Raw genomic sequence first — 26,069 nt, forward strand, 5'->3', positions numbered from 1 at the left:
TCGCGCTTTTCGGTCATAGCCTTCATGGTCTCTTCATCCGGATCAATGTAGATGGTCCCAGTAAAGCCGTCGATGGCTGCCATATGTCCGTCATATTCTTTTGCAAGCCCTTCTCCCAGACCAATAACGGCCGGGATGTTCATGGTCCTTGCAAGGATTGCCGTATGGGAATTTGCTGATCCGTACATGGTTGCAAATGCAAGCACTTTGGACTTGTCGAGCTGAACAGTCTCACTCGGTACCAGATCATCTGCTGCCACGATCACCGGTTCGTCTGCCACAACACCGCTTTCCCCGGCATCCGAAAGGATACCGAGAAGTCGGTCCGATACATCTTTTACATCGGCCGCACGTCCCTGCATGTAAACATCATCCATAGATGCAAACATCCGGGAGAAGTTATCTCCTGTCGTCGCAACAGCATACTCTGCGTTGACTTCCTGGGTAGTAATAATATTCTTAATCGAATCCACATAATCCAGATCCATCAGCATCATCTGATGTACTTCAAAAATTGCCGCATTGGCTTCTCCTACATCTTCCATTGCCTTGTCATACAACTCACCGAGCTGTGCAATCGCAGTCTCCTGGGCATCCTCAAAACGTGCCACCTCTGCTTCGGTATCCTCTACATGATACCGCCTTACCTGCTTTTCCTGTCTTTTATAGAAAGCAATCTTCCCGATGGCTACGCCACCAAAAACACTTTTACCACTTAGTGTAATCATAATCCTACAGATTCTCCTCTAATACTTTCTGGATTTCCGCGATTGCTTCTTCTTCGTCTTCGCCTTCAGCTGTGATGATAACCTCATTTCCCTTTTTTACGCCAAGACTCATAACTGCCATAATGCTCTTTGCATTGACTTCACGTGTATCTCCTGCTTTTTTGATCTTAATATCTGAAGTTTTTTTCGCAATTGCTTTTACCAGAATTCCTGCCGGTCTTGCGTGGATTCCCTGTGCATCTGTTACTACATACTTAAATTCTTTCATGATTCAACACTCCTGTTCTTTAAAAAATATTTAGAAAATTAATAAGTTACTACTCTGCTTTCAATGGCTTTTTGAGTAATACAATTCCCGCCATTGCTACGACAGCTCCTACAACCAATGCTATCAAAAACATCAATGGATTGTCAATAATTCCGATGACAAAAATTCCTCCATGCGGAGCTCTTGATCCGCATCCAAACATCATGGATAATGCGCCTGCTATTGCAGAACCAACTATACATGGCGGAATGATTCGAAGCGGATCAGATGCTGCAAATGGAATGGCTCCTTCTGTGATAAAAGAAAGTCCCATGATGTAGTTTGTGATACTTGTCTGCTGTTCACTCTTTGTAAAACGGTTTTTAAAAAATGTGGTGGCAAGTGCGATTGCGATCGGTGGAACCATACCTCCGATCATAACAGATGCCATAATATCAAACTGTCCACTTGCGATGGATGCCGTTCCAAATACATATGCCGCTTTGTTGAACGGTCCGCCAAAATCAATGGACATCATACCTGCAAGAACCGCTCCCAGAAGCATCTTGCTGGATTCTCCCATTCCGGAAAGGACATTATTCAGCCAGGTGTTAAATGCTCCAACCGGTGGGTTTACGATAAAGATCATAAATGCTGCCATGATCAGAATCCCAAAGAATGGATACAGAAGAACCGGTTTTGTCCCTTCCAGAGTTTTCGGAAGCTTGTCAAACAATTTCTTCAATCCGATCATCAGGTATCCTGCTGCAAATCCGGCGATCAGTGCACCGAAGAATCCGGATGAAATCCATGCGTCTTCTGCAAGAAATACAGAAGTTCCGGCTTTTGCAAGAAGTCCGCCTACAATACCAGGCATCAATGCCGGTCTGTCACCAATTGCCATTGCAATATAACCGGCAAGGATCGGGAACATCATCCCAAACGCTGTATTTCCAACGGTGTTGAAGAATTTTGCAAGTGGAGTTCCACTACCAAATGCTGCTGTACCTGCATTTGCACCGTCAACCAGGAAAGAAAGTGCGATCAGGATTCCACCGCCGATTACGAATGGAAGCATATGGGATACTCCATTCATCAGGCTCTTATAAATCTTGCGTCCGATGGTATCTCCGTCAGCTGACGCACCACCCTCTTCTGTTGCTCCACCCTTGCTGTGATAAACTGGAGCATTTCCACTCAAGGCACGTTCGATCAGCTCCTGTGCTTTGTTGATTCCGTCAGATACCTTTGTACTGATCAGCGGCTTGCCGTCAAATCTTGCCATTGCGACATCCTTGTCGGCTGCAATGATGATACAGTCACAGGCAGCGATTTCTTCCGGTGTCAGTACGTTCTTGGCACCACCAGATCCGTTTGTTTCTACCTTGATGGTAACTCCCATTTCTTTCGCTTTCTTTTCCAGACCTTCCGCCGCCATGTAAGTATGGGCGATACCGGTCGGGCATGCGGTAACTGCGAGGATCTGATACGGTTTTGCAGATGCATCCGCCGGAGCTTCTGCTTTTTCTTCTGCTTCTTCCGGGAATTTTTCTTTCTCGGCTGCATCAACATAAGCAAGAAATTCATCAACATCCTTTGCATGAAGCAGCTTGTTTCTGAAATCCTCATCCATCAGAAGCATGGACAGACGACTGAGTACTTCCAGATGTACATTGTCCTCTGTATTTGGTGCTGCGATCAGGAAAATAAGGTATGCCGGTTCTCCGTCCAGAGAATCGTAATCTACACCCTCCGGAAGTACCATGGCTGCAAGTCCCGGTGCGCTTACCGCTTCAGTCTTGCCATGCGGGATTGCAATGCCTTCACCAATTCCTGTAGTTCCTTCTTCTTCTCGTTTAAAGACGGTTTCACGATAGGTGTCAATGTCATTGATGTTCCCGCCTTCTGCCATCAGATCGACCATTTCACGGATGACCTGCTCTTTGGAATCTGCCTTGCCATCGAGGCAAATACTTTGCTTTTTGAGTAAGTCTGTAATCTTCATCTTGTCATTCCTCCCATTTGATTTTATATATGGTACACTTCTGCCGGTTCTCCAAGAAGTGCAACAATCTCATCTCTTGTAGCAAGCCACGAACAGAATGCCGAAGCGCTTCCTGCCGCCACACCCAGGCGAAATGCTTTTTCCATATCTTTTGTATTCAGATATCCGGTAATAAATCCTGCCACCATAGAATCACCTGCGCCAACAGAATTGACAACCTTTCCTTTCGGAGGCATGGTCTCATAGACTTTTCCATCCTTTGTCACAAGGATCGCTCCGTCACCTGCCATGGATACCAGTACATGCTGTGCTCCAAGTGCCTGTAACTTCTTCGCATGAATGATGATGTCTTCTTTTCTCTTCAGTTCTACGTTAAACATCTCACCTAACTCATAGTTGTTCGGTTTGATCAGGAACGGATGATATTTCATAACTTTTAAAAGAAGATCCTTGGTTGCATCCACTACAAAACGGATTTCTTTTTCGGAAAGTCTCTCCAGGATTCTCTCATAAATATCTTCCGGCAGAGTATTCGGAATACTTCCTGCAAGGATCAGTACATCGCCTTCTTCCAGCTTATCCAGCTTTTCATATAATGCCTGGATTGCTTCTTCTGTGATAACCGGTCCCTGTCCGTTGATCTCAGTCTCAGTTCCTGCATTGATCTTTACATTGATTCGGCTATTACCTTCTTTTAACGGGATAAAATCTGTCTCACATCCGAACTCTTCCAGCATCTTTTCCAGTACATCTCCGGTAAATCCTGCCTTGAATCCAAGCGCTTTGCTCTTAAGTCCCAGATTGGAAAGGATCACAGATACGTTGTTCCCTTTTCCTCCCGGATAGATATGTTCGCTTGTTGTCCGGTTGATCTCTCCCGGGATCAGCTGATCTGCCTGTACCACATAGTCCAAAGACGGGTTAAATGTCACTGTGTAAATCATTATTTTGCAACCTCCACAATATTTTTATATTTGTTAAATGTAGCATCCTTAAGCTTTGTTGTAATGATGTCCACTGCATCCAGTTCTGAAAATGTTACCGGTGCTACCTGACCGAATTTGGTTGAATCTGCAAGGATGTAAGCCTTTGCGCTTCTTAAGATTGCCATCTCTTTGATCGCAGCCTCCCGGATATCTGGTGTGGTGCATCCACTCTCTATATGAATCCCATTGGTTCCGAAGAATCCTTTTGTGAAATGGTATCTTCCCAGGGTTTTCATTGCTTCCTCTCCGACCAGTGCCAGCGTTGCTTCTTTTAATTCCCCACCGATCAGATAAACTATACAGCCTTTCTGTGTCAGCTTCTTCGCATGCATGATTCCGTTTGTCACATACACAGCGTCCTGCTCTGTCAGGAAATCAATCAGGAAATCCGTGGTCGTTCCGGCATCGATATAGACGAAATCATCTTTTTCAATCAGAGATGATGCATACTTTCCGATCTGCACCTTTTCATCAATGTTCAGATCCTGTCTGACTGCAACAGATTCGTCTCTGGTGTACTGCGCCATATTGACTGCGGTTGCACCACCATGTACCTTGATCAGCTTTCCTTTTTTATGAAGTGTTGTCAGATCTCTTCGTATCGTTGACTCTGACATATCCAGAAGCTCGGTCAGTTCCTGAACAGTGATTGTCTTGTATTCATTCACTAATTTCAGAATTTCACTGAATCTTTCTTCTGCAAGCACTTATCTCACCTCCATTTCGACTGGTTATGACTGATTTATTCAATTGTATTTTATATTTCAGTCATTTTCAATCATTTATTTTCTTTTTCATTCATCTTTAGGTTTAATATATCGCCTTTTTCAGTCAAAGTCAATCATTTTCAGCCATAAATAACTACCAAAAAAATAGGGATGATTTTGTGCATTTTTATGGGTGTGGAATCGGTGGTGCCAGAGTTCCGACTTGTGTTTCATCTCCATTGCACTCAACGGAATTGGAAATAGATATAGTCGGAACGGAACTCTGGCTTCTACGTTACTGGCAAAATGCAGCAAAAGGCTTTGTTTAACCTAACCAAATGCAAATTTATACTTTTCTCTTATATAAAAAAAGCCAAAGCACTTTTTTAAGTTATATTGAACGATAACTCATCTTTAAGTACTTTGACTTTTTATTTAGGCAAAATCAAACAGGGATAACTGATTGGTCTCCGGGAGGTCACCCAGCAAACCCATATCTGCCATCAAGTCAACCAATGTCTTGCTGACTTTTGTTCTCTGACGGAAATCGTCTTTAGAGAGGTATGGTCCGTCTTTAGCGGCAATTTCCATGGCCTCGGCGGCTTTATCGCCCATACCGTCAATGGTGTTGAACGGTGGAAGGAGCTTGTCGCCGACGATCTGGAACTTGGATGCTTTGGATTTGTAGATATCGATCGGTAAAAAATCAAATCCTCTGGCATACATTTCCAGTACATTTTTCATATCTTTTAAGGTATCCTGATCTTTTTTACTGAGCTGATTGAGTTCTGCTCTTCTTTTATATTCTTTCATATGGTAGAGAAGTTTTTCTTTTCCCTGTCCCATCAGTTCGTAAGAGAATGCAGATGCACGGATTCCGAAGTATGCCGCATAATAGGCAAGCGGATAATTGATCTTGCAGTAGGCAATCCGGTATGCCATCATGACATAAGCTGCAGCATGGGCTTTCGGGAACATGTATTTGATCCGCTCACAGGACCAGATATACCATTCCGGCACGTCATGCTCCAGCATATCTTTTTTAAACTGTGACCACTCTTTACATTTTCCTTTTGCGACGGTTCCTTTACGCACACGTTCCATGATTGTGAAGGATTCTTCACTTTCAACACCTTTGTTGATCAGATAAGTCATGATATCATCACGGGTACAGATTGCCGTGGAAATGGTTGCCTTTCCTTCTTCAATCAGGGTCTGTGCATTGTTCAGCCACACATCTGTTCCATGAGACAGACCTGAAATACGGATCAGGTCCGAAAGCGTCTTTGGCTTGGTATCAATTACCATCTGGATAACAAAATCTGTACCAAACTCCGGGACTCCCAGACAACCAAGCGGACATCCGTCAATGTCCTCCGGTGTGATACCGAGCACCTCTGTTCCTGCAAAAAGTCCCATTACACCTGGATCATCCAATGGAATATCAGTCGCTTTAAATACATTATTCACTCCATCGTATTTATTGTCCATCGCATCGGAATTGATCAGCTCTTCCAGCGTTTTGATCATGGTCGGATCATCGTGTCCGAGAATATCCAGTTTCAAAAGGTTGTGGTCGATGGAATGATAATCAAAATGAGTGGTGATAATATCGGTCGTCATATCATTTGCCGGATGCTGGATTGGAGTGAAAGAGTTAATGTCCTCTCCATGCGGAAGAACTACGATTCCCCCCGGATGCTGTCCGGTACTTCGGCGGATTCCGGTACAGCCAGCTACGATACGATCGATCTCGCAGTTTCGCTTACGGTCACCACGCTCCTCATAATAATTCTTCACATATCCATAAGCCGTCTTTTCTGCAAGTGCGGCAATGGTTCCGGCACGGAAGGTCTGACCTTTTCCGAAAATAACCTCCGTATACTTATGCGCTTTACTCTGGTAATCTCCGGAGAAGTTCAGGTCGATATCCGGCTCTTTGTTTCCCTTGAATCCAAGGAAAGTCTCAAATGGAATGTCAAATCCGTCTTTGACCAGCTTCTGTCCACAGACCGGACAGTTCTTATCCGGCATATCGTGTCCACAGCCACCCACATATTTTTTCACTTCTTCCGAATCAAAATCACTATAGTGACAATTGCTACAATAGTAATGTGGAACCAGAGGATTGACCTCCGTAATTCCTGCCATAGTTGCAACGAATGAAGATCCTACCGAACCACGGGATCCTACCAGGTAACCATCCTCGTTGGATTTCCATACCAGCTTCTGCGCAATGATATACATAACCGCAAATCCATTGGAAATGATGGAATTCAGTTCTCTTTCCAGTCGTTCATGTACGATCTCCGGAAGGGGATCCCCGTACATAGAATGGGCTTTATTATAACAGATATCTCGCAGCATCTGGTCGGAATTCTCAATAACCGGAGGACACTTATCCGGGCGGACCGGAGAAATCTTCTCGATCATATCCGCGATCAAATTGGTGTTCCTGATCACAACTTCATACGCTTTTTCCGAACCAAGGTAGGCAAATTCATCCAGCATTTCCTCCGTTGTACGAAGGTATAGTGGTGCCTGTTTATCGGCATCTCCAAATCCTTTTCCTGCCATGATGATCCGGCGGTATACCTCATCTTCCGGATCCATGAAATGTACGTCACAGGTTCCCACGACCGGTTTGTGGAACTGCTCCCCAAGATGCACGATCTTCCGGTTCAGATCCATGATATCTTCCATAGAATTGACCGAAGTTACTTTGTCACTCTCTACCATAAATGCATTGTTTCCAAGCGGCTGGATTTCCAGATAGTCATAAAAATCCACGATCTTCGCGATCGTCTCATCCGGCTTTCCATCCAGAAGTGCACGGTAAAGCTCTCCGGCTTCGCAGGCACTTCCCACGATCAGACCTTCCCGGTGCTCATTTAACACACTTTTCGGGATACGGGGTCTGCGGTTATAGTAAACCAGATGGGATGCTGAAACAAGCTGATACAAATTCACACGACCAATGTCATTTCTTGCAAGAATAATGACATGATAAGTCGGAAGCTTTTTAATAGAATCCGGGTTCAGATCCCCAAATTCATTAACTTTTGCAAGCGTTGTCAGTTCCCGTTCTTTGAGCATCTGCACAAATTTCACAAAGATTTCTGCCGTGCAGCCTGCATCATCAACTGCGCGGTGATGATTCTCCAGGGAAATATTTAAAGCTTTTGCAACGGTATCCAGCTTGAAACGGTTCAGTGCCGGAAGAAGGACACGGGCAAGTGCAACGGTATCTACATAAGTAAAATCAGCCTCAATCTTCTGCCTTTTGCAGTTCTGCTCGATAAATCCCACATCAAAAGAAGCATTATGCGCCACCAGAACCGCATCGCCAATAAATTCTATAAACTGCGGCAAGATCATCTCAATATCCGGCGAATCGATGACCATCTCATCGGTGATGCCGGTAAGTTCCGTGATACGGAACGGGATCGGACGTTTCGGATTGACAAAGGTACTGAACTTATCTGTGATCTTCCCGTCTTCCACTTTTACCGCGCCAATCTCGATGATCCGGTCAGTCACAGCGGAAAAACCGGTTGTCTCGATATCGAATACCACGTAAGTGCCTTCCAGATCCTGTCCCTTTTCGTTCTCTGCGATCTTAGTCAGATCATCTACCAGATATCCTTCCACTCCATAAATAACTTTAAATGGATCATCTTTATCCAGATCCTCGATCACATGATTGGCATCGGTAAACCCCTGCACCACACCATGATCGGTGATCGCAATCGCCGGGTGCCCCCAGTCATGTGCTCGCTTTACCAGATCTTTTGCCTCGGAAACACCATCCATATCGCTCATCTTGGTATGGCAGTGAAGCTCCACGCGTTTTTCCGGATACTTGTCTTTTCTTGTTACACGGAAATCCGAAGTTTTGCGGATTCCGGTTACAGAACCAATGGTCAGCTCTCCATCAAATTTATCAATCGTCGTAACTCCTTTGATTTTCAGAAATACACCTTTTTTAATCTCCGCAAGCAGATCCGGGAGCTGGTCATTGCGGGTAAACATCTTGACCATGATCGTGTCGGTAAAGTCGGTCACGGCAAACATGACGATTGTCTTTTCGTTCCGGATCTCACGGGTATCAAAGCTGATCACCTGTCCCCGGAAAGTAATCTCACCCATCTCTCCGGTAACTGTCTTCAGCTCGATCGGCATATCGTCAAAGTCCCGTCCATAAATTACGTTCGGGTCATCGGAGCGCTTGAGCGGATAATCCCGACGCACAAAGCTTCCCTTGCCACTTTTGAACCCACTGGACTTTCCTGCAAATTCCTGCTTTTTCGGAGTCTCCGGTTTCTTCTGTTCCTGTTTATTCTGCGTACTTGATGCATCTGCTTCTTTAGCGGCATCTTCTGCTTTTTCCGCTTTCTTCTTTGATATGCCTTCCGTTTCTTTTGCTTTCGCCGCCTCTTCCGTAGCATGCTGTGCCTGCAGCTTCTGATTCCTTTCCCTGATCGCATCTACTTCCTGCTGAAGCTGCATCTCATTGAATTTCTTGTATTTGCTCTCTTTCACCTCTTCGTAGTCGATCTCCACATCCACCGGCACATGGAAACGGTTCTCAAAGACATCCTTCAGATAGCTGGTGATCTCGCTGGTCTTTCCCTCTGCAACAATCGTGTCCGCCATAGTCAGACACATAGTACGCTCCCCTTCGAAACGGCACTTTGCCTTCTGGAACATATTTTTCTCCAGCACACTTTTCTGCTCCAGCTCAAAAAGAATACTCTCCTTGTAGGCATGCATCAGGTTCTCCGGCGTATACTGCTCGGAAAGCCGGTATTCCTCGATGATCGTCACCGGAATATTTCCCTGCGAAAACAGCTGTTCCTCAATCTGGTTCTCCACATAACATACCGTTTTCTTCGGGATTAGATGGGTACTGTAAATATAAACCTTGATATGATTTCTGGCTGAAGTGGAGGTGATTTTCGTCACCTCCACCTTTTCAAACAGCATATGGCTGTCGTTATCGATATTCAATGTTGGAAACACATCAAAAAATAGCTTTGTCATCTTCTATTCGCCCCAATGTTCCAGTTCATTACGAAGTGCATCTAAAAGTTCATCCTCTTTTACCTTGCGGATGATCTCTCCTTTTTTGATCAGAAGTCCTTCCCCAATTCCCCCTGCGATTCCAAGATCAGCCTCTCTTGCTTCTCCAGGACCATTTACCACGCATCCCATCACTGCAACCTTGATATCAAGTGGATATTCAGCAACCATCGTCTCTACTTTATTGGCAAGTCCGATCAGATCAATCTTGGTACGTCCACAGGTCGGGCAGGATACAACTTCAATTCCTCCTTTTCTAAGTCCCAGTGCTTTCAGGATCAGTTTTGCACTCTTGATCTCTTCTAATGGATCCCCTGTCAGCGATACACGAATCGTATCTCCGATTCCCTGATAAAGGATGATTCCAAGTCCTACTGAAGATTTAATATTACCTGAAAGCAGCGTCCCGGACTCGGTGATTCCCACATGCAACGGATACGGGCATTTCTTTGCGATCAGCTCATGCGCTTTTACACACATCATGACATCTGAGGACTTAATACTGACCACCAGATTGTCATAGCCCATGTTCTCGATCATGTGTACCTTGTCAAGTGCACTTTCCACGATTCCCTCTGCAGTCACACCACCATATTTTTCCAGAAGGTTCTTCTCCAGCGAACCACTGTTCACCCCGACACGGATCGGAATCTCGTATTCTTTTGCTTTCTCCACAACCGCACGGACTCTGTCCTCACTTCCGATATTCCCCGGATTGATACGGATTTTATCTGCACCGTTTTCAATTGCAGCGATCGCAAGACGATAATCAAAATGTATATCTGCAACCAGTGGAATATGGATCTGTTTCTTAATCTCTTGTAAAGCCTGTGCTGCTTCCATATTCGGAACTGCACAGCGGATAATCTCGCATCCTGCCTTTTCCAGAGCAAGAATCTGTGCAACTGTAGATTCCACGTCCTCTGTCTTTGTATTTGTCATGGACTGGATCGCTACCGGATTGCCTCCGCCGATCTTTCTTCCTCCGATATTTATTACTTTTGTCTCCTTCCTTGTCATCTGCTTTCAACCTCCTGTTCTCACACAAAACCCTCTGCCTGCGGACTTTCGTGCCCACAGAGAGAGGGTTCTCTTTATTTGTCTGCTTTTTCAAAAATCATCTGGTCCCCATAATCCCACTCGGTAAGTGTAAGCTCGGTTCCGTCCACACTGTAATTGAATGTAGTGAGTACAGAATTGATCGCCTGCTCTACTTCCGATGCAGTTACATTATCACCAAGTTCTTTCGCTGTCTCATCCAGCTCTTCCTGCTTCACAGTAAATGTAATCTGCTTTGCCTTGATATCCAGTGTATATCCAAGTTCCACATCCACATCCTTACCATCGATCAGGTTCTTCCAGTCAAGCTCTGCTTCATTATGGTCATCTACTTCCAGTATCATATCACTCTCATCATGCTTCCACTTTCCTTCCAGCGGATTTCCGAAAAATCCCTGGTAAATGAAATATCCAGCCACGATAATGATCAGAACGGTCGTAATTCCTGTCACATAGTTCCACACACGGCTTCTTTTATCTTCATCATTCTTTGCAATAATCATAGAATTAAGCCCTCCACATCATGTCAATCTTATAATTCATTATACGGGTTTTAACTTTCACTGTCAACGGGGACTGCAAAGAAGAAGATTCAATGTGACTGACGCCATAAAAATCTTATATTCAATTACTGAATATGCGGAAATACCGGTTTGAGTGCCGGATAGATCTGACGGAACTCCTGATATCTCTTTTCGTATTTTTCAACCAGTTCTGCTTCCGGTTCTACGGTATCTACAATCTTAACCAGCTTGTCAGCTGCTGCTTCTACGCTTTCGTATTCGCCGCATCCGACTGCTGCAAGGATTGCACCTCCAAGTGCCGGTCCTTCTTCGCTCTCGATGATATCCACTTTCAGGTTCATGATATTGGCGATCATCTTTCTCCAAAGAGGACTCTTTGCTCCACCACCGCAGATCTTGGTACGTTCGATCTTGATTCCAAGGCTTTTTGCAACTTCAAGGGAATCACGGAGTGCAAATACAACTCCTTCCAGTACTGCCTGCATCATATCTGCTCTTGTGGTATCCATCGTCATACCGGTAAAGGTAGCTCTTGCATATGGATCATTGTGCGGTGAACGCTCTCCCATCAGATATGGAAGATAGAACACATGGTTCTCACCTAACTTTGTAATATCTTTCTGCTCTGCCGCAAAATCATCCGTGTGAAGAATCTCTTCTGCCCACCATTTATTGCAGGATGCAGCACTTAACATGCATCCCATCAGATGATAATGACCATCTGCATGTGCAAAAGAATGCAGGGCATTGTTCTTATCTACGCCGAAGTCTGCACTGGAAATAAAGATGGTTCCGGATGTTCCAAGGGAAATGTTACATCTTCCGTCACCAACTGTTCCTGTTCCGACAGCTGCCGCTGCATTATCGCCTGCTCCTGCAATAATTTTTACATTTTCAGAAAGTCCGAGTTCTGCTGCTACTTCCGGCTTCAGACTTCCTACGACTTCGTAACTTTCATAAAGTTTCGGAAGCTGTTCTTCTGTTACGCCGCAGATGTCCATCATTTCTTTGGACCAGCATTTGTGTTCTACATCCATCAGAAGCATGCCGGATGCATCCGAATAATCAGAGCAGAAGCTTCCTGACAGGCAGTATGCCAGATAATCTTTTGGAAGCATAATCTTTGTGATCTTTGCAAAATTCTCCGGCTCATTTTTCTTTACCCACAGGATCTTTGGTGCGGTAAATCCAGTAAATGCAATGTTTGCTGTGTATTTAGAAAGCGTTTCTTTTCCGATCTCGTTATTCAGATAATCCGTCTCTTCTGTGGTACGTCCATCGTTCCAGAGAATTGCCGGGCGGATGACCTGGTCGTCTTTATCCAGAATGACCAGTCCGTGCATCTGTCCACCAAAGCTGATTCCTGCAACCTGGCTCTTATCACACTCAGAAGTCAGTTCTTTGATGCCTTCTACGGACTGGGTAAACCAGTCTTCCGGATGCTGTTCTGACCAGCCCGGATGTGGAAAGTATAATGGGTATTCTTTTGAAACAATTTTTTTGATGTCGCCTTTTTCATCCATTAACAGAAGTTTTACTGCGGATGTTCCAAGGTCTACGCCTATATAGAGCATGATGTACCTCCTTGTTAGGGTTTTTGTATCAACCTGACGGATTCGAGGGATTGTGACCAGATTATAGAAAATAAATATTGCATCTTCCAATCGGCAAAGCATTCCGATGAGCCTCTTAGGGCGGAAATTGTGTCAGCAACAGCTTCCACAATTTCTGAGTCTCATCTTCATTGCCTCAAATGGAATCTGCCATATTTATTTTCTATAATCTGGTCCTCAAGACATTGAACCGCCTGCTTGAAACATAAATCCTGTTTTTAATTCGTGTTTCTTTGTACTATAAAGGGGCGGGTTCATTCAGCCGCCCCTTATATGATTGTGTATAGTTTTAATTAGCCCCAAGGATTTTCTGTTGGGTAACGTACACCTTTTGGCTGGTTGTAGCCGATTTCGTCTACCGGTACTCCGATGTATTTGAATACTTCGTAAAGTGCTTTTCCGTAATGTCCGAATGCTACGGCTCCGTGATGCGGGAAGTTCTTTTCGATCAGTACATGACGATAGAATCTGCCCATTTCCGGAATTGCGAAGATTCCGATTGATCCGAAGGAACGTGTTGCTACCGGAAGGACTTCACCGTGTGCAATGTAAGCTCTCAGTACATTGTCTGATGTGCTCTGCAGACGGAAGAATGTGATATCTCCAGGTTTGATATCTCCTTCAAGTGTTCCTTGTGTTACTTCGATCGGAAGAGATCTTGCCATGATCATCTGGTATTTCATCTCGCAGAATGAAAGTTTGGATGATGCAGTATTTCCACAGTGGAATCCCATGAATGTATCTTTCAGTGTGTAATCGAATTTGCCCTTAATGTCTTCTTCATAAAGGTCGGCCGGTACAGAGTTGTTAATATCAAGGAGTGTTACAGTGTCTTCACTTACAACTGTTCCGATGAATTCGCTGAGTGCTCCATAGATATCTACTTCGCAAGATACCGGAATTCCCTGTGCTGTCAGACGGCTGTTGACATAGCATGGTACAAATCCGAACTGTGTCTGGAATGCAGGCCAGCATTTTCCGGCGATTGCAACATATTTGCGGTATCCTCTGTGTTCTTCTACCCAGTCTTTAAGTGTCAGTTCATACTGAGCAAGTTTTGAAAGGATTTCCGGTTTCTTGTTACCGGCTCCAAGTTCTTCTTCCATCTCTTTTACAATTGCCGGAATTCTTTCATCTCCGGCATGTTTGTTAAATGCTTCAAACAGGTCAAGTTCTGAGTTTTCTTCAATCTCTACGCCGATATTGTAAAGTTGTTTGATCGGTGCATTACATGCAAGGAAATTCAGTGGTCTTGGTCCAAAGCTGATAATCTTCAAATTGTTAAGTCCGATGACTGCTCTTGCGATCGGTTCAAATTCATGGATCATATCTGCGCATTCTTCTGCTGTTCCAACCGGATATTCCGGAATGTATGCTTTGACATTACGAAGCTTTAAGTTGTAGCTTGCATTTAACATACCGCAGTATGCATCTCCACGTCCCTGGATCAGGTTATTGCCGCTCTCTTCTGCTGCTGCAACGAACATCTTTGGTCCATCGAAGTGTTTTGCAAGAAGCGTCTCTGAGATCTCCGGTCCGAAGTTTCCAAGATATACAACCAGTGCATTACATCCGGCTTTCTTAATATTTTCCAGAGCCTGTACCATATGGATTTCGCTTTCCACGATACAGATCGGACATTCGTAAATATGTTCTTCTCCGTATTTTTCTTTGTAAGCTTTCATAAGTGCTTCTCTTCTTGATACAGAAAGGCTTTCCGGGAAGCAGTCACGGCTTACTGCAACAACTCCGATTTTCAGTTCTGGCATGTTATTCATTGTTTTTTCCTCCTAAAATATGAATCTGTCTGTTCTATTTTGCGATGTCGATATTCTCACCTTTAAGTCCGCACACAGCGCCTTCGATTCCTGCTTCTTCATGTGCGATCAGCCATTTGTTCTTTGCGGTAAGAAGCTTGTCATCAAATGATTTGGTATGGCAGGTCATCAGATCTGTATTGGTTCCTTTTGGAAGAACTACTACTGCCTTAAATCCATTTCCATCTACTCCGCAAGGTGCATAGTGAAGGGTTGTTCCGTACACTTCGATTCCAATTCCTGCCGGGACAAGGAATGCTTCTACTTTTGATGTGTCATATGTAAAATCCGGTTCGATATCCTGCTCTGCCCCCAGAAGCAGAATGATATCTGTCACTGCGACATTCACTTCTGAACTTCTGTGATATTCCAGTGCGTTCAGTTTGCTGTTATGTCCGTTGCAGTATCCGATCTGGATTGGAAGTTCTCCGTAAACTCTCATCTTCAAATCGATTGCAACATCCGTTGCTTCCAGTTCTTCAATAGATGGTTCGTAGATGACATCCTCCGGAAGAGGGGTGTGTTCCATTGCCTTGATCAGCTTTGAAAAATCATACCCATCGATCACACGTCCGTATCTGCTGAATTCTGGATCTGTTACTTTTTTGATTTTCATTTCTTCCACCTTCTTTCTGTCTTATATTCTAACAGGCTAAGCCGGTATCTGCTACCGAAAACTTAGCCTGTTAACTGCACTTTCTTGTCCTTACGTTATTTTTTATTATTTAGAACGTTTTTTAGATTCTACATCGAAGATAACGGCTGCAAGAAGTCCCATGTTTGCATAAGCAATAAAGTACACTTTATTAGTATTGATACCTGAAAGCTGAGCAGCCTTCTCATTTCCACCGATTGCGTATAAATGACGTCCTACGGTTGTCTTTGATGTCAGGTATCCATAGATCAAAACGATCACTGCTACCTAGATCAGGATCTGGTCTCCTTTCCCGGCATCTCTTTTTACTTTTTCATGATATACCATCTCAATACCGATCAGGACCAGAAGTGCGGCAAGAGCCACAACTCCTATTCCTATCAGTTTCTTCCAGTTTTCTTTATAACTTTTCATCTTCCGATTCCTGCTTTCTCATTTTACGGAAATCACTTGGTCTTACTCCATATTTTTTCCGGAATGCTTTGGCAAATGCTCTTCCGTCCGCAAATCCACTATGTTCTGCAATTTCCTCAACCATCGTATCACTGCTTATCAGTTCCCGGTAGGCATATTCCAGACGGATTCCCTGAATATATTCTTTATAGTTGATTTCTGCATATTTGCGAAACATCCGTGACAGATAGGTCGGCGAATACCCGAAGATCTGTGCCAGCCCTTCCAGCGAGAGATCTTTCTGATAATTATCCTTGATATAATTCGTGATCGTAGAAAGCCGGTTCCTGTTCTTGTGATCCCGCACGATCTCCGCACTGACATCAACCTTCCTGTATTTTGTCACCATCAGATAGACCAGCATATAAAAATAACTCTGTACCTTTAATTCATACCCTGTTTTCTTCTTCTGATACGTCACATACATCTTTTCAACCAGTTCAACCAGTTGTTCATCCTGTACGCGTTCGCTGTGGGTAAAACAGATAAACTGCTCATCCGTATAATACCGTTCAAATGTCTGAAGTGGCATCTGCAGTACGATCGTCTTATTCGGAAACGGTGCCGAAATCGAATGCAGCTCATTAGAATTCACAATCACAAATGATTTTTCATCTAAATGGATATCTTCTTCATTGATATAAAAATCCAGCTTTCCTTCCAGTACAACAAACATCTCGATCGACCGGTGCCAGTGCTTTTCCCTGACATAATTTCCGTCTTTTCCTTCAAATAAAAACATCCGGAATGGCAGATCTTCATTCGGCAGAACCAGTTCATGTGAAAATTCCATCTAATTCATCCTCTTCTCTGTACATTCTCTGAGCAGTTTCATAGCATCCTCATACTTTTCAGCAGAAACACCTGCACAGGTGAGTAACATCCTGTTCTTCTCCACTTCAAGAAATGTCATTCCTTTCTTTTTTGCTTTTTCTGCAATCTTTTCTGCAGCGCAGTCCTCCGCAAAGGTCAACTGTACCATAAATCCTGCAGCACCAACCTGTACATCCACATCTTTTCCTAAAATCTTTTTTGCACTGTCCGCAAGCTTTTCCGCCTTTGCCAGATGGATCTTCCTGGATTTACGGACCTGACTCGCCAGATGTCCGTCACGGATAAACTGTGTCAGTGCGATCTGCTCGGCCTTGGATGCAGTCTGATTGTAATTATTTTTTCTTTTTTCGTAAGTTTCCATCAGTTCCGGCGGCAGTATCATATAACTGATCCTAATAGACGGAAGCAGCATTTTGGAAAATGTTCCCAGATAAATGACATTTCTTCCTCCCGAAAGTCCCTGCAGGGACGGAACCGGTTTCTGAAAATATTTGAACTCACTGTTATAGTCATCTTCAATGATCAGAAAATGCTCTTTTTCGGCGCGTCCGACCAGTTCCAGTCTTTCCTGGATCGGCATCACCCCACCAAATCTTGTCATCTGTGATGGTGACACGTAATACATTCCAATCTCTTCTTCCGCACTTCCTGCAATCCGGTAGTTATGATCTTCAAAAACCGTCATTCCCTGTACAAACTCACTGTCCCTGAAAAATACGGTTCTCTTTTTATGATTCAGTGGGCACAGAATATGCAGAAGACTCTGTATACCGGCACCGATCACGATCTGATCCGGGCTGCAGATCACACTTCTGGTCTTCTGAATATATTCAGACAGTACTTCCCTGAATTCCTGTTCCCCCTGCGGTTCTCCATAAGAAAGCAGTCTCTCATCCTGACGCATTGCGCTCTTCATATATCTCCGCCATAATTCAAACCGGAAACTCTCTTTATCTACATTTGATGTTGCAAAATCATAGACAACCGGATTCTCCTGCTTCCTTACATGCCGGCTTGCAATCTTTCTGCCCTCTTCCTGCTTCTCGGCAATATCCGTCACATAATATCCACTCTGCGGTCTGGACACAATATAACCTTCTGCTGCCAGAAGCATATACGCATTCTCCATTGTCGTCCGGCTCATCTGCAGCTCGTTTGCACCTTTACGGATCGATGGAAGCTTTGTCTCTGACTTCATCTGCCCGGATAGAATCAGATTCCTGTAATAATGATACACTCTCAGATACCGGCAGTGTTCCTCATTCTGTAATTCCACTCTCATAACTGACCTCTAAAAAATATTTCTTTTTGTATATTTTACAAATGACACTTTTATTTTATTCTATATAAAACACATAAGAAATGCAAGAATTTTTCACTTTGTATTTCGGAAAGGATACTTCAATGATAAAACGAGTCGCTGTTATCAATGATCTGTCCGGTCTTGGTAAATGCTCTCTGACAGCTGCGATCCCGGTTCTTTCCGTCATGGGTGTGCAGGCCTGTCCTCTGCCAACGGCAGTTTTAACCAATCAGACCGGCTACGACAGCTATTACTGTACGGACTTTACCGACAAGATCGATCATTACACAGAAGAATGGCAAAAACGTGGTCTTACCCTGGATGCGATCAGTACCGGATATCTCGGCAGCGCAGATCAGGCGGAAAAAATCCTGAATTTCTGTGAGAAGTTCAGAACCCCTTCCACTCTGCTCTTTGTCGATCCGGTCATGGGAGATTCCGGTGTCAAATATGACATTTTCACTCCCAGACTCCAACAGCAGATGCAGAAGCTTGTATCCCATGCCGATGTGATCACGCCAAATCTTACCGAGCTGTGTCTTTTAACACACTCTGATTTTGCAGGGCTTACCAAGTATAAGGACGAACCGGATTATCTGGACCGGATTGCCCGGATTGCCGCTCCTTTGAAAGAAACGCAGATCCAGACGATCATCGTCACCGGTATTCTTTATCAGGCTCCTTCTGATGATACCGTAAAATATTACAATCTGGTTCTCGAGAACGACCAGATAAGCGCCATTTCCTCTGGAATTCACGGAGGAAGCTATTCTGGCACCGGTGACCTGCTCTCCGCTGTCGTATGTGCCTCGATGGTACAGGGAAAAAGTGCAGCTGCAGGCGTGGAAAAAGCATGCCGGTTTATCGAAAGATCTCTGATTGACACCGTTGCCGACCAGATTCCGCGCAATGATGGAATCAATTTTGAATCCCATCTTTCTATGCTGCTTGACTGACATTTACAAAATAAAACCCAAGGAGGTAACTATCATGTCATCTACAACCATTAACAATCCAGAACCATCTGCAAATGCACTTTCTCATCAGAAAGTCTCCAGACTGACTTCAACAGCTCTTTTTGCAGCACTGATCTGTGTGACAACTGCTTATATTTTCCATATTCCATTTGGTGTAAATGGCGGATATATACACATCGGAGATTCTCTGATCTATCTTGCCGCTGCATTTCTCCCAACACCATATGCCATGTTTGCTGGTGCAATCGGCGGTGCCATGGCAGATATCCTGACTGCTCCGATATATGCACCTGCAACCTTCATCATCAAGATGCTGATCTCTCTTCCGATCACATGTAAAAAGGACAAGATTGTGAATGTACACAACTGTGTCGGCGTTGTTGTTGCCGCTGTAATTTCCTTTATCGGATATTATATCACAGATGTGATTCTGTTCGGAACCTGGGGTGCACTGATTCCTTCGATTGTAGGAACCCTTGCCCAGTCAGGCGGAAGTGCTGTGATCTTTATCATTCTTGGTTCCACTCTTGACAAAGCCGGTTTCAAGAGTACAATGAAAAACAAATTTGGAATTTAGCCAAATATTTAATTATACACAAATGACAGGTGGTTCTTGAATATCCGCCTGACTTTCAAAGAGGAGATTTTATTATAATGTCAGATATTATTTACACATTTAAAAACAATGCATATTTTAACATCACCAACCGCTGCACTTGCAAATGTATTTTCTGCATCCGTAACGAGCATGAAGCCATCGGAGAAGCAACAGAACTTTGGCACGACCACAATCCTTCTTTCGAAGAGATCAAGGCAGCTATTGATGCTTTTGATTTTACAAATTATCCGGAAGCCGTCTTCTGCGGCTACGGGGAACCGACCTGTGCCTACGATAATCTGATTGCTGCTGCAAAATACATGAAAGAAAAACATTCGGAAGTTCTCCTTCGCGTCAATACCAACGGACTTGGCGAACTCTTCAATAAAAAGCCGATCGCAGAAGAAATGGCAAAATATATCGATGCCGTATCGATCAGCCTGAATGCGCCAACTGCAGAGCGTTACCAGGAAGTTACACAGCCTTGTTTTGAAAATGCGTTCCCAGATATGCTTGCATTTGCCGAGAAAGCGAAGAAACTGTTCTCATCTGTGCAGTTCAGTGTGGTAAGCATCATTTCACAGGAAGAAATCGATGCGTCCCAGAAACTCGCAGACGAGATGGGGATTCCGTTGAAAGTTCGAATTTATTCGTAAGTTCATTCTCTTTTCTACTATAATTAACAAAGGGACGGCTGCCATACTTTGCGCTGTGCTGGCAGAAGGACCAAAAGAAACCGGACTAATTCCATTATGCAAACCATTCCGATGAGCCTCTTAAGGCGAAAATCGTGTTCAGCAAAGGCTTCCACGATTTTTGAGTCTCATCTCCATTGCATAATAAGTGAATTAATCCGGTTTCTTTTGGTCCTTCTGCCCTTCTAGTGTATTCCCGTCCTAAGAGGCTCATCGGAATGGTTAGCGCAACTTGAATCCGAACGATTCCTTTTGTGGCTGGTGCTCACTCAACCTCTATCATTCGCCAAACAAAAATGACCATATACTTTCGTATACAGCCATTCTGTGTTCTCTCAAAGAGAAAGCTTTCACTTTTTATCCAAAGATTCCTCCGATCACAACGTAAGACAGGATATACATGATCACCGATGCCATGCATACGCCGACTACGATTGCTCCGAAAGCTTTTTTCCAGTCGATGCCAAGGAGGGATGCGACAAGAGCTCCGGTCCAGGCTCCGGTTCCCGGAAGCGGGATTCCTACAAAGAGTACCAGCCCCCAGAATTCATATCTGCTGATCCGATCACTTTTGCTCATCGCTTTTTTCTCCAGCTTTTCTACAAGCGGACGGAAAAGGCGCGTCTTGCGCAGCCATGCAAAAATCGGACGGATCAGAAGCAGGATAAACGGAATTGGGATCAGGTTCCCCACCAGACAGATTGGGATTGCACGCCAGGTCGGGATATTTAAAAACGCCGGACCTGCCGCAAGGATTCCTCCCCTGAGCTCCAGAATCGGAATCATTGAAATAATAAAGATAATCAGTTCTTTGGCAGCCTTGCCACCCAGATGGGTTACAAACCACTGTACTAAAGTTTCAGTCATACAAATCTCCTATTTTTTACTTATTAAATCGGTGTTCGACGTGTCAATAAGCATAAATTGCTTATTTGTGTAAGCACAAACGCAATTTATGTTTTTAACACTTACATCATATATTCACGGAGGAAGGCAAAGAGTGCTTCCATCTCTTCTCTCGTACCAATCGTCACACGCAGATATTGCTCAATCCGCTCGCTTCCCCAGAAACGCACATAGATTCCTTTTGCTTTCATTGCTTCAAAGAGTTCTTTTGCATCGTATTCCGGATGTGATACAAAGATGAAGTTTGCGCTTGGTTTTGGAAATACAAAGCCGAGCTTTTTGAATTCTTCTTCTGCCCAGTCTCTTGTCTCCACAATTTTACGTGTTGTCTCAGCAAAATATTCTTTATCTTTTACCGCTTCTGCTCCGTATACCAGAGAAGTTTTGTTCATAGTATAAGAATTGAACGAATATTTTGCATCGTTTAAATACTTGATCAGGAGCGGACTTGCGATTGCATATCCAATACGCATTCCAGCCATCGATCTTGCCTTTGAAAATGTCTGCGTAATGATCAGGTTGTCATATTTGTCCAGAAGCGAAAGTGCTGACTCTCCTGCGAAATCAATATATGCCTCATCCACAATCACAATAACATCCTGGTTGTGTCTGATGATATCTTCCACAAATTCCAGATCTTCATAGATGGATGTCGGTGCATTTGGATTCGGGAAAATCACACCACCATTTTCCGGATAATAATCTTCTTTTATGATATGGAAGTTTTCATCTACCTTCTTGCATTCGTATGGAATCCGGTAAAGATCCGCCCATACTTTGTAGAAGGAATATGTAATATCCGGAAAGAAAACCGGTTTTTCCGAGTTAAAGAAGGTAAGGAAACACATAGAGAGAACATCGTCAGATCCCACTCCCACAAAAACCTGATCTTTTCCAACATGATAAAAGTCCGCCAGTGCACTGACCAGTGCATCAGATGTCGGATCCGGATACAGCCTTAAACTGTCCACATGACCCTCCAGCTTTTTCATTGCCGCAAGAACTCCCGGTGCAGGTGGGTACGGATTCTCATTGGTATTCAGTTTGATCACTTTTTTCTGTGGCTGTTCACCCGGAACATAAGGTTCTACTTTTCGGATATTTTTCTCAAATTCTCTCATCTTGCTTTCTCACCTTTCTGTCACATCTTTTGCTTTTGTCTTATCCTAGCTGATATTCTTTTGCAAGCTCTTTGAATTTCGGCAGTGCATTTACGATTGTCTCATAAGCTACACAATATGCAATTCTGACATATCCTGCACATCCAAAAGAACTTCCCGGTACCAGAAGCAGATTATATTTTTTTGCTTCCTGACAAAATGTCTTTTCATCCTTGATCGGAGTCTTCATGAACAGGTAAAATGCACCCTGCGGTTTGACACATTCAAATCCACATTCTATGAGTCCCTGGTAAAGAGTCTCCCTGTTTCTGTTATAGTATGAAATATCGGTTTTCTCATGCAGACATCTTGCAACTACCTTCTGCTGCAGGGTTGGCGCATTGACAAATCCAAGAATACGGTTTGCAACATTTGCTGCTGCAATGAGTGTCTCTGAATCTTTTACATCATCCGGAATCACCAGATATCCGATTCGCTCTCCCGGCAGGGAAAGAGATTTACTATAAGAATATCCTACGATCGTATTGGCATAATACCTGGTCAGATACGGTACATCCACACCATCATAAGCAAGTTCACGGTATGGCTCATCAGAGATAAGATAAATCTCTGTTCCGTATTCGTTCTGCTTCTTCTCCATGATCTCTGCCATCTTCCTGATCGTCTCTTCGGAATAGACAACACCGGTCGGATTATTCGGTGTATTAACGATCACTGCTTTTGTCTTCGGTGTGATCTTTGCCTCAAATTCATCCAGCTTTGGCTGAAAATCTACGGTATTCGGTGAGATTTCAACCAGAACACCGTCAAAATTATTGACATAACTTCTGTACTCTCCAAAGTACGGTGCAAATGTGATCACTTCATCTCCCGGATTTAACAGTGCTTTTAAAATAACATTCAGTCCGCCTGCTGCGCCAACTGTCATCGTAATATTTTTTGCTGCAAATGCAGTACCAAACCGCTCATTCAGAGATTCAGCTACAGCCTGGCGAACATCTTCATATCCCGCATTGCTGTTAGTATATCCATGAAGCACCAGTTCATCTTCTTCATCCAAAATATCAAGAATCGCCTGCTTTACGGCTTTCGGTGCCGGTACATTTGGATTACCGAGACTGAAATCAAATACATTTTCCGGTCCGTAAATTTTTGCAAGACGATTTCCCTCTTCAAACATGGCGCGAATCGCCGAGCTGTTTGCCACCATATTTTCCATCTTCTTAGATATCATCTTTTGCACACTCCTTTTCGCTGTCTTCTTTTAATGTCACAACACCTTTTTCTACCATAAATACCGGTTTGTAGGAAAGCTTGGCCTTTCTTAATCCTTCTTCTCCAACATCATCTTCCCGGTTGGTATATTTGTATTTTCCGGCAATTTCATGCTCTACGAACTGCTGGTTGATCATGGTATATGCACCTTCAATATCCGCATAAGCTTTTTCGATATGAACCACAAAGGTATCGTCATTTACCGCTTCTCCAATCGTAAATGCAACAATCTCATCACCAACTCTGAGCAGACCTCCGATCAGGTTCAGTTCTTTGTAAAGACGCAGTGAATTGAGTGTTACACACATCTCGGAATTCTTCTCTTCATCATCTTCACAGCCATTCAGATTCCGCCATTTCAGTGCCATCTGAAAACACTCTTCCAGATTATCCTCTGTAATCGTTTCGTAACTCCAGTTATCTCCGTGAAGTGCTTTAAATTTATTGACGTGATTCCGCTTGCCGTGCAGCTTTTTGCCGGAAAGTGTTGCAAGTTTCTCACTTTCATAGACATAATCCGCCTCATCTCTGTGATAGGTGATGTCGAATTTACCCGGGAACCATGTTTCCAACTTGGCGAAATTCTCTTTTGTCACCCCATACAGACAGAATGGAACGCCTTTTTCTTTCTCCCATTCCAGAATATCTTCGATGGCGGCTTTTACGTCCTCATCTTCACCTGCCGGAAATGCATAGCCATATCCTGCACTATTGTCCCGGAACAGGAGAACATCGTTATATTGTGCAAATTCTACTTCGTAAAACCTTGCCCACAGATATACATTTGCAAAAGTACGGTCGCAGCTTCTGCTTGGGTACTTTTTGAAATAGGAATCGATGAGATCCTGGTCTGTCAGTTCTGGTCTTTTAAATTTTGCTTCTGCCATAAAAAATCCTTCCATATTCCGCTTTCTTGCGGTACTGTCTGTTAGTATACCACATTTTGAGTGGATTTTTGCGGTTTTCTTGTATTTTTTCGTGTTACTTGTAAAGTTAGTGGGCCAAGACTGCAAAATAGAACGTTCCAATTCCACTCGGCAAACCATTCCGATAAGCCTCTGAGAGCGAAAACTGTGTCAGCAATGGCTTCCACAATTTTTGAGTCTTATCTTCATTGCCTCGAATGGAATTGGAACGTTCTATTTTGCAGTCTTGGCAGATCTACTTTACTGGTTGTGACTGTTGCCTCAGTACGAAGTTTTTTGCCAAACAGGTAACCGCAAAAACGGCTTTATTTGTTCCGGTATGATTTTCTTCGACAGACATAAAAAGCGCAAAACGGCTTTGTTGATTCAGTTGATCCACTACTGTTTTCTGAAATAAAAACTATTTCAGTCTATAGATGAATACTGGGAGTGGGGGATCGTTTTTGCGGTTGTAGTAAGCGTTTACGATTACGAGCCATTTTTTGGAGTCTAATTCTTTGACATAATTCAAAATGGCTTCTTTTTCTTCGTAGCCGGTGTCGCCGCCGCTGTAGATGCAGAGGTTTATGATGCCACCTTTTTTGAGCAGGTTAAGGGCTGACTCGATGGCGGCGAGGCTTGTTGATGGATGGGTTGCGATTTTGTGGTCACTGCCGGGGAGGTAGCCGAAGTTGAAGGTGATGGCTTTGACTTCTTCTTTTACATAGGTCTGCATTTTCTCGTGACCATCGTGGATCAGCTTGGCTCTTGTCGACAGATTCGCTCTTTCGAGGCGTTCTCTAGTGTGAGAAATCGCCATCTCTTGCACATCAAAAGCATAGACATTTCCGGTCTCTCCGACTTTCTGGCACAAAAACTCCGTGTCACCGCCGTTTCCGGCGGTGGCATCAATGCAGATATCCCCTTCTTCTATATACTCTTCTAAAATGTGATGGCAATATTCTGTGATCTGAAAATTCATTTTCTATCACTCCTTATCTGTCTTTTCCATAGAAATCGAGCATTTCCCGTACTTCTTTTTCGTTATCCAACGGGTTTCTGATGATCTTATACTCTTTCCCTTCCCATGGGATGGTGATCTTACTATTTTTCACTGTCATCTGATCGATGGCTGTCCGTGGCAGCTGTACGAGTTCATTGCCATTCTTGTCATAAAACGCCATGCCATTGTCCCAGTAAATGATGACACGCATCTTTTTCATTCCATAACTGCGCGTAACCAGGCACACCACTGCGATCACGATAAACCAGATACTGTAGGTCAGCCCTCCGGCAATTCCACTTCCTGCCGCACACAGAATACAGAAGATTGCAAATGGAAGCATCAGATATTTGACGGTCATCCCGCTGTAATACCCGGATACCAGACAGTGAAAACTTCCCTTCCATTCGTTTCCAAGCTTTGCAGCTTCCTGCTGTGTCTTCTTCTGGATTGCCTGGTTCACTGCCTGCATGATGGCATTCCGGACCAGACGCTGTACAATATGTCCCATCTTTTGTACCGTTACTGAAAACTTATAAAAAGTTACAAACTTCTATGTTTCATTCCTACTTCAAC

Annotated in this window: 23 protein-coding genes and 1 pseudogene; 3 read left to right on the forward strand and 21 right to left on the reverse strand. The window is 43.8% G+C overall.

All coding sequences use genetic code 11. From position 1 onward, the window contains the following. From PGW42_RS14695 to pdxR, 15 genes and pseudogenes are all read right to left on the reverse strand, one after another. The coding region (locus tag PGW42_RS14695; RefSeq protein ID WP_270235163.1) for a phosphoenolpyruvate-utilizing N-terminal domain-containing protein at positions 1–728 on the reverse strand (728 nt) is incomplete at its 3' end. 4 nt (positions 729–732) lie between these two features. Further along, the gene (locus tag PGW42_RS14700; protein ID WP_055262380.1) at positions 733–996 is read right to left on the reverse strand and encodes an HPr family phosphocarrier protein; all 264 of its coding nucleotides are present in this window, start codon (positions 994–996) and stop codon (positions 733–735) included. A gap of 49 nt (positions 997–1,045) precedes the next feature. Then, entirely contained in the window at positions 1,046–2,980 is a 1,935-nt protein-coding gene (locus PGW42_RS14705; RefSeq protein ID WP_008369515.1) for a PTS fructose transporter subunit IIABC, read from the reverse strand. Positions 2,981–3,003: 23 nt separating this feature from the next. After that, positions 3,004–3,924 carry a 1-phosphofructokinase gene (gene pfkB / locus PGW42_RS14710; RefSeq protein WP_270203987.1) on the reverse strand — a complete coding sequence of 307 codons (921 nt, stop codon included), beginning with the start codon at positions 3,922–3,924 and terminating at the stop codon, positions 3,004–3,006. Then, positions 3,924–4,673: a DeoR/GlpR family DNA-binding transcription regulator gene (locus tag PGW42_RS14715; protein WP_117559353.1), complete on the reverse strand. Its 750-nt coding sequence runs from the start codon at positions 4,671–4,673 to the stop codon at positions 3,924–3,926. Before PGW42_RS14715 ends, pfkB begins: the two co-directional genes overlap by 1 nt. Before the next feature lie 435 nt (positions 4,674–5,108). Next, complete coding sequence (locus PGW42_RS14720) at positions 5,109–9,716, reverse strand: PolC-type DNA polymerase III (RefSeq protein WP_270203986.1); 4,608 nt, start codon at positions 9,714–9,716, stop codon at positions 5,109–5,111. Between the two features lie 3 nt (positions 9,717–9,719). Further along, complete coding sequence (ispG, locus tag PGW42_RS14725; protein ID WP_008369525.1) at positions 9,720–10,775, reverse strand: flavodoxin-dependent (E)-4-hydroxy-3-methylbut-2-enyl-diphosphate synthase; 1,056 nt, start codon at positions 10,773–10,775, stop codon at positions 9,720–9,722. A gap of 74 nt (positions 10,776–10,849) precedes the next feature. Next, the gene (locus tag PGW42_RS14730) at positions 10,850–11,317 is read right to left on the reverse strand and encodes a hypothetical protein (RefSeq protein WP_117824743.1); all 468 of its coding nucleotides are present in this window, start codon (positions 11,315–11,317) and stop codon (positions 10,850–10,852) included. Between the two features lie 125 nt (positions 11,318–11,442). Further along, positions 11,443–12,912, reverse strand: a complete 1,470-nt coding sequence (gene xylB, locus PGW42_RS14735; RefSeq protein WP_270203985.1) for a xylulokinase — start codon at positions 12,910–12,912, stop codon at positions 11,443–11,445. Positions 12,913–13,244: 332 nt separating this feature from the next. Then, on the reverse strand, positions 13,245–14,729 hold the full coding sequence (locus PGW42_RS14740) for an L-fucose/L-arabinose isomerase family protein (RefSeq protein ID WP_270203984.1): 1,485 nt from the start codon (positions 14,727–14,729) through the stop codon (positions 13,245–13,247). 34 nt (positions 14,730–14,763) lie between these two features. Next, positions 14,764–15,384, reverse strand: a complete 621-nt coding sequence (locus PGW42_RS14745; RefSeq protein ID WP_055297520.1) for a DUF4867 family protein — start codon at positions 15,382–15,384, stop codon at positions 14,764–14,766. 141 nt (positions 15,385–15,525) lie between these two features. Then, positions 15,526–15,690, reverse strand: a pseudogene (locus PGW42_RS14750) (ABC transporter permease subunit); the annotation flags it as partial. Then, positions 15,691–15,837, reverse strand: a complete 147-nt coding sequence (locus tag PGW42_RS14755) for a hypothetical protein (protein WP_270203988.1) — start codon at positions 15,835–15,837, stop codon at positions 15,691–15,693. Continuing rightward, positions 15,824–16,669 (reverse strand): AraC family transcriptional regulator, encoded by an 846-nt coding sequence (locus PGW42_RS14760; RefSeq protein ID WP_055247852.1) that lies wholly within the window; start codon positions 16,667–16,669, stop codon positions 15,824–15,826. The genes PGW42_RS14755 and PGW42_RS14760 overlap by 14 nt, the downstream gene beginning before the upstream one ends. Then, the gene (gene pdxR / locus PGW42_RS14765) at positions 16,670–17,992 is read right to left on the reverse strand and encodes a MocR-like pyridoxine biosynthesis transcription factor PdxR (protein WP_117824767.1); all 1,323 of its coding nucleotides are present in this window, start codon (positions 17,990–17,992) and stop codon (positions 16,670–16,672) included. It lies immediately after the preceding gene. A 122-nt stretch (positions 17,993–18,114) separates the two neighbouring features. Between pdxR and PGW42_RS14770 the strand changes: the two genes are divergently transcribed. The 3 genes from PGW42_RS14770 to PGW42_RS14780 all read left to right on the forward strand — a co-directional run bounded on the left by PGW42_RS14770 (position 18,115) and on the right by PGW42_RS14780 (position 20,244). Continuing rightward, positions 18,115–18,969, forward strand: a complete 855-nt coding sequence (locus tag PGW42_RS14770) for a pyridoxamine kinase (RefSeq protein ID WP_270203983.1) — start codon at positions 18,115–18,117, stop codon at positions 18,967–18,969. A 34-nt stretch (positions 18,970–19,003) separates the two neighbouring features. Next, positions 19,004–19,567, forward strand: coding sequence for a TIGR04002 family protein (locus PGW42_RS14775; protein ID WP_117836276.1), 564 nt, complete (start codon positions 19,004–19,006; stop codon positions 19,565–19,567). A 77-nt stretch (positions 19,568–19,644) separates the two neighbouring features. Then, positions 19,645–20,244, forward strand: a complete 600-nt coding sequence (locus tag PGW42_RS14780; protein ID WP_055261159.1) for a TIGR04100 family radical SAM protein — start codon at positions 19,645–19,647, stop codon at positions 20,242–20,244. A 396-nt stretch (positions 20,245–20,640) separates the two neighbouring features. Here the strand turns inward: PGW42_RS14780 and PGW42_RS14785 are convergent, their stop codons facing one another. The 6 genes from PGW42_RS14785 to PGW42_RS14810 all read right to left on the reverse strand — a co-directional run bounded on the left by PGW42_RS14785 (position 20,641) and on the right by PGW42_RS14810 (position 26,004). Beyond that, the gene (locus tag PGW42_RS14785; protein WP_022220948.1) at positions 20,641–21,150 is read right to left on the reverse strand and encodes a COG2426 family protein; all 510 of its coding nucleotides are present in this window, start codon (positions 21,148–21,150) and stop codon (positions 20,641–20,643) included. Positions 21,151–21,251: 101 nt separating this feature from the next. Then, complete coding sequence (hisC, locus tag PGW42_RS14790) at positions 21,252–22,310, reverse strand: histidinol-phosphate transaminase (RefSeq protein ID WP_173699211.1); 1,059 nt, start codon at positions 22,308–22,310, stop codon at positions 21,252–21,254. Between the two features lie 40 nt (positions 22,311–22,350). Next, positions 22,351–23,544, reverse strand: a complete 1,194-nt coding sequence (locus tag PGW42_RS14795) for a pyridoxal phosphate-dependent aminotransferase (RefSeq protein WP_008369542.1) — start codon at positions 23,542–23,544, stop codon at positions 22,351–22,353. Then, positions 23,534–24,472 (reverse strand): DUF2156 domain-containing protein, encoded by a 939-nt coding sequence (locus tag PGW42_RS14800; protein ID WP_270203982.1) that lies wholly within the window; start codon positions 24,470–24,472, stop codon positions 23,534–23,536. Before PGW42_RS14800 ends, PGW42_RS14795 begins: the two co-directional genes overlap by 11 nt. 439 nt (positions 24,473–24,911) lie before the next feature. Then, positions 24,912–25,472 carry a tRNA (mnm(5)s(2)U34)-methyltransferase gene (locus tag PGW42_RS14805; RefSeq protein ID WP_117559380.1) on the reverse strand — a complete coding sequence of 187 codons (561 nt, stop codon included), beginning with the start codon at positions 25,470–25,472 and terminating at the stop codon, positions 24,912–24,914. 13 nt (positions 25,473–25,485) lie between these two features. After that, positions 25,486–26,004, reverse strand: coding sequence for a hypothetical protein (locus PGW42_RS14810; RefSeq protein ID WP_117559382.1), 519 nt, complete (start codon positions 26,002–26,004; stop codon positions 25,486–25,488). Positions 26,005–26,069 lie beyond the last annotated feature (65 nt).

This window comes from Coprococcus sp. TM115-187, assembly GCF_027679115.1.
Taxonomy (GTDB): Bacteria; Bacillota; Clostridia; order Lachnospirales; family Lachnospiraceae; genus Allocoprococcus; species Allocoprococcus comes.